We start from the raw sequence: 14,156 nt of genomic DNA on the forward strand, positions 1-14,156 counted from the left end.
TTTTTAAAATGTTGCTGTTAGACTGAATGAAAATTTACGTGCGAAAGGGTAGATCATACCTCGCTCGATAGGCACACTGGATACGGTAAATACATCATTGGTATATAGTGCACATCTCAATCGGTCTAGTCCTATGGTTTTTAAGTAGTTCCAGCGGTAGAAGTCGTAGGAAAGACTTAATGACGACAATGCGAGTTCATTTTGATTCATTACAAAGCGGTCAGATACCTGTGTCCGGACATGTTGTCTGATCCAGGTTCCGTCTTCCTGTTGGGTAAGTACACTACCGAGTGCTTTATAAGGTTTTATGTCTCCAGGTTTCTGCCAAGTACTATTTAGTACTCTCTTGTCAACATTGTAGCTCATATCCACGTTTTCTACGCGGTCTACCAACGTCTGATTATACAATTGACCGCCGTATAGAAATCTAAAGTATGCAGACAGTCCAAATCCTTTATATTCTCCATTAATACCGAATGAACCCGATACCTTAGGGACTTTGTCTCCTACAATGACTTGGTCGGCAGCCGAATAGGTATATGTTTTTGCTCCATTCTTTTTGAGATAGATCTCCCTTCCATTGGCAGGATCAATTCCTAAGGAATGGACGGCCCAGATAGCGTTCATAGAGGCTCCATCATAATACTTGGTAACAGGTTTGTTGTTGAATTGATCGCCTGCAATCTTGTCCTGAGCTTGGTTGAAAGCTTTGAGCGCATCCGAAATAGAGACAATTTTATTGGTATTTCTTATTGCAGAACCCGTAATTGAAAAATAAGATCTGTTTTTTGGATCGGAATAGAGCATGTAGTTCAGCATTAACTCCATACCTGTGTTTTTTATTTTACCCATATTCTCTTTAACCGATGAAAAACCGGTAGAGGGTGGCAGACTGAAATCTACAAGCGTATTCTCCGTAATCGAATTGTAGTAATCAAATCGTCCGGATAGTTTTCGGAAAATGGAAAAATCAAGACCTACGTTGTAATCCATTTTCTGTTGCCATTTTAGATCAGGGTTGGCTAGGCCTTTTAAAAATGCCCCTAAATATTCTTGATACACCTTGTCCATGAAATAGGTGTATGTCGCGATGGACTGGTAGGAACTGAAATTTTGCGATCCGGTCGAACCTATAGATGCTCTTAATTTAAGGCGGTCGAAGATCTGATACTCATTTAACCATTTTTCGTTGTGGATGTTCCAGCCGACTCCTGTGCTCCAAAAAGTACCCCACCGTTGGTTCGTACCAAATTGTGACGATGCGGAGGCACGAACAGAAGCATCAGCAAAAAGACGGTTATCATATGAGTAACTGGCTATCGATAACAAACCGAGGTCTCGTGTCGTTCCCTCCGTACCTGAAGGTCTATTTTGATATTTGGCGTACTGCTTCGCAAAGAGAATATCGTTCATGCGATCATTTGGAAAGCCTTCGGTATTATATATAACTTCCTCAAAGCTACGTTGGCTTATTGTTCCTCCGGCATTAATAAATAATAGATGTTTTTCGCCTATTGGTTTATTGTAATTAATATTTAAGTCGCCCGAGTATCGCATTTGAGTTCCTTCATTTTTCTTGTAGGAACCTTTACGGAAGAAGTCTTCGTTTATATAGCTATCAAATTTTAGGTGATTGGCCGGATAAAATTCGTCCGCTTCGTTTTTAGTGTTCGTGAAACTACCGCGGAGAAGCATTTTTACACCTGTTGCCAAAGTCGCTTCTGCGTATAGATTGTTCGTAAACTCCGTATACTGCTTGGTTAGCTTGGTATTTAAGGTTGAGTTGTATAAAGGATTTGAAAAGCTGAGATCTTCAATAGACGAAGTCCCTATCCAAGGTACTAAACCAGTCTCCGCATTTTTCTTCAGATTGCCAAACTCATCATAGGGCGTCCAGTAGGGGTTCATTTTGGCATAGTCGTTGAATGTTCCGTAAGGAGAGTCACTGCTGCTACCGTTAGTATAGCTGATGATATTACGGAATAGAAATCCTTTAAAACGATAGGACATCATTGCATTTGTTGATATCACATCACGTTTAGATCCTTTCATCACACCTTCCACATTATTGTACGAAAAGTCGGTGATGAGCTTTAGATCGCGGTCTCCTAATTCGACGGATACACCGTGCTTCTGTCCAATGGCATTGCGTAATGGCAAAGACATCCAATCTGTATTGACACCGGAAAGAACAGCCTTAAGCCGTTGATTATATTGTTGGTCTAATTTTAGTTGTGTAGCATAGCTCGGTATATTGTCACCTGTCTGTTCGTATAAGCCGTAGATACGTTCTGCTTCTAGTTTTTCTGCTGCATTGGTCAGGTTGTAACTGCTTAAGTCGGGAACCTCGGCATCTAAACTCCCACTGTAGGTTATGAGTACTTTATTTTCGGTGTTTTTTTTCGTTTCGATAACGACAACGCCATTTGCTGCTTTCGAACCATAGATTGCTTTAGCGGAAGCATCTTTGAGGATAGTGATCGATTCAATACGATTCATGTCCAGGTCAATAACCTTAGTGAGTCCGACTTCAAATCCATCCAGGATGAATAGGGGTTGGTTGGGGTTGTTGACATAGTCTCCTTTCAAATCAGAAACACCATCTTGAGGAAAAGTGGAATTACCACGCAATGTCATTTCGGGCAAAGCATTGGGGTCTGATCCAAAGTTGAGATTATCGAAAATCATCAATGATGGTTCTAGAACCTTTAAGCTCTGGATGACATTTTTATGGCTTACACGTTGTAGCTCATCTTTAGTAATACGTGTGGCAGCACCGGTGAAGGTATTCAGATTACGGTCCACAATACCTGTACTGACGACGACTTCTTCCATCAGATGGTCTGAATTCTTCAGTACAATTTTATTGTCGGTACCAGATATCGTTATTTCTTGGTCAAAATACCCTATACAGGTAACAATTAGTACCTCTGTTTTACCTGCATTTGGGATCGTGAAGCTACCATCTTGTTTGGTGGAGATGGAGCGTCCATTGGACTTGAGCTTGATGGAGACACTAGGAATACCTTTGCCGTTTTCATCCACGATACGTCCGCCTAAGGTATGCTGTTGGACCTCTATTGACTTGAGTGTCGAAGAGGTCTGTTTGGTGTTTTTGTCTTCTGATCGTTTTAGTACAATAGTGTTGTCAAAGAAGTCTACATTAAGGTTAGTATGTTGTAATACTTGATTAAGTGCTTCTTTGAAAGGTTTGTTTTGTATGGATACATTGATGTTTTTTATACTTTCGACTTCTTGCTTATCATATAAAAATACATAGCCACTTTGCCTTTCAAGTTCTTTGATAACTTGCTCTAGGTGAATTTTTTGCTTCTTGATCGTTATTTGCTGACCATAGGTGTGGGCATTGACCTGCGACAGACATGTGCCGACCAAAAGCACGATAGCATTCATTTTCATAATTTTTCTTCGCATTGATCTGGTCCAAAATGCTAAGGGGTCTCTGTTGGTGTCCAAAGGTGATACAGAGCTCACATCGGCTGACACAGAAAGGGAAGCCCACGAAGAACCAGTTTGGTTTTTGTGAATTTTCATTAAATTTGGTTGTTGTAATAGAATGATTTGTTAGTAACTCATGATTCATTGTTGCAACAATAAAAATGGACCGGAGGATGAGCCAACATTCTTCGGTTTTTTTATGTCACTGGAATAGGTCAAATGATCGTTTTTTTTCTTTTCATACTTTTTTTAAAAGGTTAGTTATTGAATCTATTTTATTATTAGTTTTAATCTATCCTGCTGTAGGATAGGCTCTGCCTTTAGCTCTGTGAATGTCAATAGATCGATTAGTTTATTTAAAGGTAAATTCTTTGGAATCTTGCCTTTATAATTGTTCTGTTTTTTGCTTTGGTTATAATTGATTTCGATATCGTACCAGTTAGCTATCTCTTGCAGAACTTCTGCAGTATTTTGTCCATCCAGGTAAAAGTAACCTTTGGTCCAAGCCAGATAAGGTTCTAGATCTACTGTTTTAATTTTCGTAGTTGTAGGACTGATTTCCATCTGTTGACCCGGCTGTACGATTTGTAACGCTGTATTTCTAGTATTCACCACTCGGATAAGACCTTCTTCTAGGGAGATCTGCTCCGAAGCTTGATAATTTCTAGCTTTGATATTGAATGTCGTTCCCAGGACTTCGGTGATCTGCTGACGGGTCTTTACCAAGAACTTTTGCTTACTTGTTGTTTTCTGAACTATAAAATAGGCTTCTCCATCAAGTTCTACGACACGATCTCCTGTGTTAAAACTATTGGGGTACTTTAGTTTGGTGCCGGCATTGAGTATGACCACAGTCCCATCGGATAGATTGAGCGTGTAATTCGCGTTATTAGGTGTTTCGATAGTGCTACTTTTGGATGATCTACCTCCTGTGTCGTTTTGAACATAGGTGATCTGTCCTGTACTATCCTTCCGGATTTCGATATCTTCGAATCTAAGGCAACTGTCGATGGCCATTTTTTCTAGATCAATGATCTGCCCCGATTCTAATGTGATCTTGGCCTTAGGATCAGAAGGGGTAATGCTCGACAAAAAATGGGAGTCGGGAATCTGAATACTATCTCTTGTGAAAACCCAAAAACTTATGCCTGCAACGAAAATTATAGATGCGGCAGCTATGACAGGACGCCACCAATAGGCTCTGTTCTTTTTGCTCTGTTCTTCTTGGATGCTATGGAATACCCTTTGTTTAACAGATTCACCCGTCAGCTTGATGTGTTCTTTACTGGGGGTGTAGTCAATCTGATAATTCTCATACCAATTCATTATTTCTTGCTTTTCTTTATCCTTTTCCTCCCGAATCAGAAAACGGTAAATAAGTGCAAGTATGTGTTTTACTTCCTTCATAATCGTAATAACGGTCCATCCGTATAGATGGTTAGTTATATAGGAAGTGTTGGAACAGGGGAGGAGGTTCTAGTCTATTTTCAAAAAAAAAGTATAAAACTGAATTTGTTTTTCGAACTGTTTCGTAAATGCCTGATGGCCTTGTTTATATGTTTTTTTACGGTGGACTCTGATATGGACATTTCTTCGGATATCTGTTGTATGCTCAAATAATGCTCTCTACTCAATTTGAAGACCTGTTTACATTTTTCGGGAAGATTTTCGATTTCGCGGTGTACCTCATCAAGTATATAACGGTAGTATAACCGATCTTCGAGTGGTATATCTTCTTGAATAACATCAATATCACCAATATCCGACAGTGCTAATTCTCGTCGTTTCTGTTTACGGTATTGCGCTAATATGAGATAGCGCACCGAGCTGTAGAGGTAGGCGGGAATGGATTCTATTTCGGTAATATTGATCCGATTACGCCATAAAGAAAGGAAGAGATCATGTAGGATATCTTCAGCGGTAGTTTGATCTTTTATTTTGCTGAGCACGTGACGCGTTAGCTCGGGATAAAAAATATCATAAAGTTTAGAAAATGCCTTTTCATCACCCTTTGAAATCCGAATAAGGAGTTCGGCGTATTTCACCGTATTGCTAATACCACTATTATCCACGCGACAAAAATAACAATAATTTCGTGAATCGATTCTCGAATTAATTGTGAGTTATAGATTTGAGAATACCGAGCAAGTATAAAGGGAAATGTAGTTTTTATAAATGTAAAGAGACATTATGGAAGAAGTTGGTGCCTGCTATGTAGATTTGTTTTCTTAGTATCGATGCTTTTAGTTAATTTGCTTGACTGTATCAGTAAAAACTAACGATGGACCAATTAACAGATCAAATAGGTAAAAGCGTAGAAGAGTTGTTTTCACAAGCGGTGTATGACCGCAGGTATCTTCATCAGCATCCTGAGCTTTCTTTTCATGAGTTCGAAACAAGCGCTTATATACGTCAGCGGTTGGACACCTTGGGGATTGCTTATCGAACGGTAGCAAAAACAGGTGTTGTAGCTGTTTTGGAAGGAGAGAAAGGGGGAGGTGATGATGTCGTCGTAATACGTGCGGATATTGATGCGCTACCTATTGAGGAAAAAAATGCTATTGATTATAGGTCGGAACACCACGGCGTGATGCATGCATGTGGGCATGATTTTCATACGGCAAACCTGCTGGGGATTGCCGGTATACTACAAGCGGTACGATCGACCTATTCCGGAAAGATTCTTTTGTTATTTCAACCCGCTGAGGAAAAAATACCTGGAGGCGCTATCCAAGTTCTAGAATCGGGTGTTTTGGAGTCATTTGGAGGATGTATAAAAGCGGTATTGGGATTGCATGTAAGCCCAAGATTGGAGTTGGGGAAAATTGGGGTCTGTGAAGGCCGGTTTATGGCTTCGAGTGATGAGTTCTATCTCTCCGTAAAAGGAAGCGGTGGTCATGCAGCGGAGCCGCATCGAGCCGTGGATCCCATCATGATAGCTGTGCAGCTGTTGAGTACGCTGCAACAGATTGTAAGCCGAAAAGCAGACCCTAGTACACCATCTGTCTTAACTTTTGGTCGTTTTGAAGGCCGAGGGGCTGCAAATGTGATCCCTGATGAGGTGGTACTGGAAGGTACTTTTAGAACTGTCGATGAAAAATGGCGGGCAGAAGCGGTACAGCAGATCGAGGAAGTGATCCGTACGCTGCCCCGTTCTTTAGGGGCTTCCGTACAACTAGAGGTGCGCCGTGGGTACCCAACATTGTACAACGACCCTTCCTTGGCTACCCATTCGAAAATCGTTTGGGGAAATCTGTTCGGTCAAGAACGGGTAACAGATGTGGGAATATGGATGGCTGCTGAGGATTTTGCTTATTATTCCCACACATACCCCTCTTTGTTTGTATTGGTCGGAACCGATAATGGCCGGTCAGAAACGAAGTATGGATTGCATAATGCGCAATTCAACCTTGATGAGGAGGCGCTCAAAACATCCATGCCTGCTTTAGTGCACTTGGCTCTGGATCTGCTTAAAGGATAAATCTGTTTGAGGTAGTATATAGAAGACAAAAAGGCGTACTGTCCAGTACGCCTTTTTCTGAGTGTTATATTTAGTTTTCGGACAATACCTCTGTGAAGACTTTACCAAAGTTGAAAAATGTCTGGTTAGCTATCTCAATAGCCTGTGGATGATCGGCAGGGTTTTTCCCGTATTCGTTTAGAACAGCAGTAAAACCCACCCACATGGCGTTACTATCCGCGCCATATCCTTCGAAGAAAGAAGTACCTCGCTCTATCCCATATTTATGGAGCATTTGTACGATATAGGGCCCACCCATGATTGAACCTTCCAGTACATATAGTGCGCTGAGCGCTTCTAGTGTATTGGTCACCGTAGGGGCGTTGGCACGGGGTAGGTTATCGATGGCGCCTCCAAGAGATTCTATATCTTTTTGAATATAGGATGAATTACGGCGTTCGCGTATGTCTTTCAGCACATCGGTAGTAATAAATGGTGCTATATTGTCTTCTACAGCACGGAAATAGGCGTAAAAGCCCTTTAAAACGTCGACGTAGTCCTCTTCTGTACGGATGGCTTTTAATTGCCGTACTACTATTCCTTCCGTTTTTTGGTGTGCCAGGTGCGTGTCTTCCTTGATATTTTGACTTAACATGTTTTTCCTTTCTATTCTATGTGTACAATGTGTTTTTTACCTGTCACTCCCCCAGCTGGCGGACTCATGTATGTCGCTCAGCATGAGTATTTCATTTAAAAACGAAACAATCTACAAAATCGTATTTACTTTGATTCTTTTTATGGGGGCTTATTTTCTGACTTTTACATAATAATGACGCTCGCTATGCGGATGACGAAAAGGTAATAGGAAGACTGTAACTTCAAAAAGTTATTTATTTAAAGGTTAAGTTTACTTTTTTGAAACCAAGGCCTTCTAACAAAGGTTGAAATACGTGTATGGCATTGGATTGTGTCTGGGCTAGTATATCTGATTTCTGTACTTGTTTGGTAATTTCTACTTCAGCGCTTTTGAATGCCTCGTCTACTAAACCTGCTTCTCTAAAAAATGCCATTTTCGTATCATATACCTTTGACGCTTTATGGTCTATCTTCACATAACAAAGCTCTGCTTTAGGAAGTTCTATCGTAGCAGAATCACCAGATATGGTCACATCCTCGGGTTTGAGTTTGCTTAGATCGATACAGCCTACGGCATCAGCCTTGACAATCAGTAATACGCTGGCATCGGGTAGATAGTTACTGATGTCTTTGTGTTCGATGACATCACTGAATCGGTATTTTACCAGTTCTAGTTTTCCCATAGACTCTATGCGTTCCACGAGAATCTGATGTTTGCTCTCGGTAGTGATTTTAGGTGTGAATCTGTCTTTTACCAACCATACAATGACTCCTATTAGGATAGTAGGAATAAGAACTCGTATTAATGCTTTCATCTTTTTCTGTTTTTTGTATTTCCAGATTCAAACTGTGATGTTTAGAATGATGATTGTTCATATGTTTTACATATCATTCTAACCATTTCGAATCTATGTTATACTTATAAGACAAAAAATAGACCACTTCGTTTAAAGTGGTCTATCGGTATTGATGTTATAAAATAGTAGGATTGGTGTACTGCCATTTAGACAGCTTAACTTTTTATTTTTCGAAAGACACTGGCGATTTCAGTGAGCTGAGCTTTACTTAATGTTGAACTCTTTTGTAGACAGTCTATAAAGTGTGCTACGTCTGCTGGAGCAGCTGGACATCCTGCGTTTTCACCTTTTGTACTTAAGGAAGCACCCTTGGGGCGTATCTGTGAGTCAGCGATTAGATTTTTTTTACTATCAAATACTAACCAGGTGGGTAGGCCTTGATCTGCGTTGTTATATTTTTTCAATAGATCTGCAGCTCCGGGGTTCTCTAAGTTTTCTTTACCTTTAGTTTCATATACAGTAAAATCGGCTATAATATAATGTTTATCAAAGTAGGACTTCACGGCTGGATCGTTCAAACTCACTGTCATTTTGTGGCACCAGCCGCACCACGAAGCATGAAAAATCGCTAGGACGCTTTTATTCTCTTTGGCAGCTTGTGCTACAGCTGCATTCAATACGTCTTCGGCAGGTGCTGGAGTGTTTTGTGCGAAGGTGGTTTGTAGACCCAAGGCCAGAATGAAACCAAGTAGTAGTGTTCTCATAATTTTTTTTGTATAAAAATAGGTAATCTTCTATAATTGGCTAAGTTATTATTTTGTTACATAGCTCTTTTTTTTCCTCATTATTGGTCATGAGACCTTTTTGGATGACTCGATGTATATATGGTGGAGAAAGTAGGGGTGTAACTCATGGCATAGTTTTTGTTTTTTTATCGAAAATATGTAATATTGTTTGTGTTGAGATGGTTGACCTATATATTGCCCCTTTATATATTAGTACTGGCTATGTTGCCTTGTACCGACCAACTTACTGTTTCAACAGAAAGTAATCTGACAGAGCTGGAACAGGGAGCCCCTAGTCACGATCATGCTGACGAGGATACCTGTACCCCCTTATGTGGCTGTGCATGTTGTGGAGCACATATCAGCGAAATCGCTTTTTTTTGGTATGAAAGCCCTGAACAACCTATGGTGTATCAGCTTACTAACAGCTTCTTTAGAAAGTATGCCCTAGTTTCAGACTTCAAAGGAAGTATTTGGCAACCACCTCGGGTTATTGCCTAATTCTATCCTGATCTTTTACACTGTATACAGCCGTATATAGGAATTTATTTATTGATTTTTAATACTGTTTTGCAACAACAAATTTGGATGCTATTTGTTGTTAGAGCATGACACTATTGTAGAGCTCACCTATGGCAGGATCGGATATTCGTGTGTTAGAATAAACTATAAAATTTAATTTAAGGTATTGTGTTAGATAGTATTATAAGATTTAGCATTAAGAATAAAATCATCATTGGGTTAATGACCTTGTTGTTGATCATCTGGGGTGGCTGGAGTGCCACAAAACTACCCATCGATGCCGTGCCTGATATCACTAATAATCAGGTTCAGATATTTACCTCGGTACCCACGCTGGCGGGACAGGAGGTCGAACAGTTAGTCACGTTTCCGATTGAGCAAAGTATAGCCAATGTGCCCGATATCGAGGAAATAAGGAGTATTTCACGTTTTGGTTTGTCGGTTATTACGGTAGTATTCAAGGAAGAGGTCGATATCTATTTTGCCAGACAGCTTATTAATGAGAAGCTTAAAGAAGCCGTGGAAGATATCCCCGCAGGAATAGGAAGTCCTGAAATGGCTCCTGTGAGCACAGGATTAGGAGAGGTGTATCAGTATATCATTCACCCTAAAAAAGGTAGCGAAGATAAATACAATGCAAAGGATCTGCGCGAGATGCAGGACTGGATTGTCGCCCGACAACTCTATGGTACACCTGGGATTGCTGAAATCAATAGTTTCGGTGGGCAGTTGAAACAGTATGAAGTTGCTGTCAATCCGGATCGATTGCGGGCGATGAATGTAAGTATACCGGAGCTGTTTTTGGCCCTGGAGAAGAATAACCAGAATACGGGCGGAGCCTATATAGACAAGAAGCCTAACGCTTATTTTATACGGGGGATAGGGTTGGTCAGCTCGTTGGAAGATGTCGGCAATATCGCTGTAAAAACGACTGGAGCGGTGCCGGTGTATGTCAAAGACATCGCTGATGTGCGTTTTGGCAGTGCGGTACGCTATGGTGCATTGACGTACAATGGAGAGGTGGATGCTGTAGGTGGGGTAGTCATGATGTTGAAGGGCGAAAATAGCAATGAGGTAGTAAACCGTATTAAGGATAAATTGCCTACGATTCAGAAATCGCTACCTGATGATGTCGTTATTGAACCTTACCTGGATCGGACGGACCTCGTGGGACGAGCGATACAGACTGTGGAGAAAAACCTGATTGAAGGGGCTCTTATCGTAATTTTTGTACTGGTGTTATTCTTAGGAAACCTAAGAGCCGGACTCATTGTTGCCTCAGCTATTCCACTGTCCTTGCTATTTGCTCTTGGGATGATGAATGTATTTGGCGTCAGTGCCAATCTGATGAGTCTAGGTGCTATTGATTTTGGTTTGATTGTGGATGGGGCCGTCATCGTGGTAGAAGCTACGTTGCACCATCTGGGCTTACGGAAATCTACTGAGCGGCTTACTCAGGAGCAGATGGATGAGGAGGTATTCGAGTCGGCTTCCAAAATAAGGACAAGTGCGGCGTTTGGCGAAATCATTATCTTAATCGTATATATCCCTATTCTTACATTGGTCGGTGTAGAAGGGAAAATGTTTACCCCAATGGCCAAAACGGTTGGATTTGCCATTCTAGGTGCATTGATTCTTTCCCTGACCTATATCCCTATGATGTGTGCGCTGTTCCTTCCAAAGAGAAATAGTGGAAAAGAGACGTTCAGTGATAAAATGATTGCGCGTTTACAAAGAGGGTATAGACCGGTATTGGAAAAGATGATTAAGGTCAAGTACGCTATTGTATCACTTACGGTACTGCTATTTGGAATAGCCGTATTCTTATTCAGTAGAATGGGGGGAGAGTTTATCCCACAACTGCAGGAAGGGGATTTTGCCTTCCATTGTATTTTGCCTCAAGGGAGTTCCTTAAGTCAGAGTATAGAAACATCCATGAAAGCTTCGCGTATTATCAAGGAGTTTGATGAGGTACGTATGGTGGTTGGAAAAACCGGCGCCGCTGAAGTTCCGACAGATCCTATGCCTCCGGAAGCCACGGATATGATGGTTATATTGAAGCCTCAAAGTGAATGGACGTCCGGTAGAAGTTATGATGAGTTGGGGGATGCCATATTGGAGAAGCTGGAAGTCATCCCTGGAGTTTTCTTCGAGAAAAATCAGCCTATACAGATGCGGTTTAATGAATTGATGACCGGTATACGTCAGGATGTAGCGGTCAAGATATTTGGGGAGAATATGGATACATTGGCAAATTATGCCAATAAGGTAGCAGCAGTGATCCAAGGGGTGTCTGGGGTGACAGCGCCGCAGATAGAGCGCGTGAGCGGGCTTCCGCAAATCAATATTGTATACGACCGCACACGCATTGCAAATTACGGAATGACCATTCAGGACGTCAATGATATCGTAAGTACTGCCTTTGCAGGTAAGCGCACGGGAAGTGTTTACGAAAACGAACGTCGCTTTGACTTGGTCGTCAGACTGGATAGCACGCATAGAAGTAGTATTGATGACGTTCGGAACTTATTGGTGCCCACGGCTAACGGAGTGCAGGTCCCATTGTTTCAGCTGGCAGATGTTGATTTCAAACTAGGTCCTGCACAGATCAGTAGGGAGTCGGGCAAGCGAAGGATTGTAATCGGATTTAATGTTGCTGATCGTGATGTTCAATCTGTCGTGAAGGAGATTCAACAGAAATTGGAAAATGTAGCGCTTCCTTCTGGCTATTACTTTACCTATGGAGGACAATTCGAGAATCTGCAGAAAGCCTCTGCGCGTTTGATGATTGCGGTGCCTATCGCTTTATTGCTGATCTTTATGTTGCTGTATTTTACTTTCCATTCGTTCAAACAGGCTATCCTGATCTTTACGGCAATCCCGATGAGTGCTATTGGTGGAGTATTGGCGCTTTTAATCCGTGGCATGCCTTTTAGTATCAGTGCGGGCATTGGATTCATCGCCCTGTTTGGAGTAGCAGTATTAAATGGAATAGTGCTTATAGGGACCTTCAATCAACTCGAAAAAGAAGGTATAAAGGATGTGCTGCAACGTGTACGGGAAGGTACCTTGATCAGATTACGACCTGTGTTAATGACAGCTACAGTAGCTTCTTTGGGTTTTCTACCAATGGCTATCAGCAGCAGTGCAGGAGCAGAGGTCCAGAAGCCATTGGCTACGGTGGTTATCGGAGGTTTGGTAACAGCAACGTTCCTGACTTTATTTGTGCTGCCGCTGCTCTATATTATTTTTAATTCAAAACTAAAGGGGAAGAAGAATACTATGATGAAAACAATGTTGACCGTATTCCTATGTGGAACCGGATTGTTTTTTGCCCAGGCTCAAAGTAGGGTGTCTGTCGATAATCTGATTGACAGTGCCATGAAGAATAATCTGCAGTATAAGATTAATCAAAGTGAAGTGGATGCTGCCGGTTATACGGTTAAGACAGCGGTAGATATTGCAAAATTTGGGGTGTCTGTATTGAACGATGAAATGCAACCCTCTAACACAACAGGAAGACCCCAAATAGGCTTATCGCAGGATATTGCTTGGCCAGGGCTCTACTCTGCACGTAAAAAGTATTTTACGGAACAGTTAAAATATGCGGAATTGAATAAGGAGCTTTTAACGGCAACAATAAAAAGGGATATCCGCCTCGCCTATTTTCAATTATGGTATTTACAGGACAAACAGACCTTGTTCAATCAGTTGGATAGTATCTATGACAATCTTTTCAAGGCGACGGATCTACGTGTTCGTACAGGCGATGTGGCTATGTTGGACCGTATTGCGGCAGAGGCAAAGCTCAATGAGCTGCGGGCGCAGATTGAACAGAATAAGAAAGAAATGATCGTCCAGCAACAGCAGCTGATGTTGTTGACCAATCGTAATGAATGGATGTTGCCTATTGTAGATCCTATGCAGAAAGTAAAAATGGAGTTGTTGGGGGATAATGTGATGCATCCGATAGTGGCTTTACAGCAACAGAATGTAGCCATTGCCGAATCTAATGTGAGTGTACAGCGTAACAGTAATATGCCTGATTTCTCTGGATCTTTTTCTTCACAGCGCTTCTTGGGTAAGAAGGATCCTATTACTGGATTTTCTATAGGTGCTTCTTTCCCGTTGTTTGGTCTTGCTGCTGCAAAAAATAAAATAAGGGCAGCACAGGCGGAAGTGAAGACGCAGGAAGGTTTGTTGGCTTACAATAAGCAGTTGCTACAGACCGATAGGGCGACAGCGGTGGTTGATATGGAAAAGAACAGCGCTTTACTTCAGTTTTATGAGAAATCGGGACTCCGGCAGGCCGATGAAATCATTAAGGCTGCAACCTTGAGTTATAATACAGGAGAAATAGGGTTTGCTGAGCTGAGCCAGTTTTTGGGTCAGGCTATAACTATTAGACAGAATCATCTCGATGTGCTCAACCTGTACAATAAGTCGGCTATAGAGATCAATTACTTAAATAATAAATAGTGTGCAATAATGAATAAG

Annotated in this window: 9 protein-coding genes; 3 read left to right on the forward strand and 6 right to left on the reverse strand. The window is 41.4% G+C overall.

Annotated features, from left to right (window positions below; genetic code table 11):
* Positions 1-3: 3 nt before the first annotated feature.
* The 3 genes from JKG61_RS02185 to JKG61_RS02195 all read right to left on the reverse strand — a co-directional run bounded on the left by JKG61_RS02185 (position 4) and on the right by JKG61_RS02195 (position 5,531).
* Positions 4-3,555, reverse strand: a complete 3,552-nt coding sequence (locus JKG61_RS02185) for a SusC/RagA family TonB-linked outer membrane protein (RefSeq protein WP_202101348.1) — start codon at positions 3,553-3,555, stop codon at positions 4-6.
* Positions 3,556-3,729: 174 nt separating this feature from the next.
* The gene (locus JKG61_RS02190; protein WP_202101349.1) at positions 3,730-4,866 is read right to left on the reverse strand and encodes a FecR family protein; all 1,137 of its coding nucleotides are present in this window, start codon (positions 4,864-4,866) and stop codon (positions 3,730-3,732) included.
* Between the two features lie 80 nt (positions 4,867-4,946).
* A complete protein-coding gene (locus JKG61_RS02195) occupies positions 4,947-5,531 on the reverse strand; it encodes an RNA polymerase sigma factor (RefSeq protein ID WP_317192366.1) in 585 nt (194 codons plus the stop codon).
* A 209-nt stretch (positions 5,532-5,740) separates the two neighbouring features.
* Between JKG61_RS02195 and JKG61_RS02200 the strand changes: the two genes are divergently transcribed.
* Positions 5,741-6,940, forward strand: coding sequence for a M20 metallopeptidase family protein (locus JKG61_RS02200; RefSeq protein WP_202101350.1), 1,200 nt, complete (start codon positions 5,741-5,743; stop codon positions 6,938-6,940).
* Positions 6,941-7,010: 70 nt separating this feature from the next.
* Here JKG61_RS02200 and JKG61_RS02205 read toward each other — a convergent pair whose 3' ends face one another.
* The 3 genes from JKG61_RS02205 to JKG61_RS02215 all read right to left on the reverse strand — a co-directional run bounded on the left by JKG61_RS02205 (position 7,011) and on the right by JKG61_RS02215 (position 9,116).
* Complete coding sequence (locus JKG61_RS02205; protein WP_202101351.1) at positions 7,011-7,574, reverse strand: biliverdin-producing heme oxygenase; 564 nt, start codon at positions 7,572-7,574, stop codon at positions 7,011-7,013.
* A 235-nt stretch (positions 7,575-7,809) separates the two neighbouring features.
* On the reverse strand, positions 7,810-8,370 hold the full coding sequence (locus JKG61_RS02210) for a DUF4230 domain-containing protein (protein ID WP_202101352.1): 561 nt from the start codon (positions 8,368-8,370) through the stop codon (positions 7,810-7,812).
* A 197-nt stretch (positions 8,371-8,567) separates the two neighbouring features.
* The gene (locus JKG61_RS02215; protein WP_202101353.1) at positions 8,568-9,116 is read right to left on the reverse strand and encodes a thioredoxin family protein; all 549 of its coding nucleotides are present in this window, start codon (positions 9,114-9,116) and stop codon (positions 8,568-8,570) included.
* 192 nt (positions 9,117-9,308) lie between these two features.
* Between JKG61_RS02215 and JKG61_RS02220 the strand changes: the two genes are divergently transcribed.
* Both JKG61_RS02220 and JKG61_RS02225 read left to right on the forward strand, forming a co-directional pair.
* A complete protein-coding gene (locus JKG61_RS02220) occupies positions 9,309-9,638 on the forward strand; it encodes a DUF6660 family protein (protein ID WP_202101354.1) in 330 nt (109 codons plus the stop codon).
* 189 nt (positions 9,639-9,827) lie between these two features.
* Positions 9,828-14,138 carry a CusA/CzcA family heavy metal efflux RND transporter gene (locus tag JKG61_RS02225; RefSeq protein ID WP_202101355.1) on the forward strand — a complete coding sequence of 1,437 codons (4,311 nt, stop codon included), beginning with the start codon at positions 9,828-9,830 and terminating at the stop codon, positions 14,136-14,138.
* Positions 14,139-14,156: the final 18 nt, after the last annotated feature.

The organism is Sphingobacterium faecale (assembly GCF_016746095.1).
Lineage (GTDB): Bacteria > Bacteroidota > Bacteroidia > Sphingobacteriales > Sphingobacteriaceae > Sphingobacterium > Sphingobacterium faecale.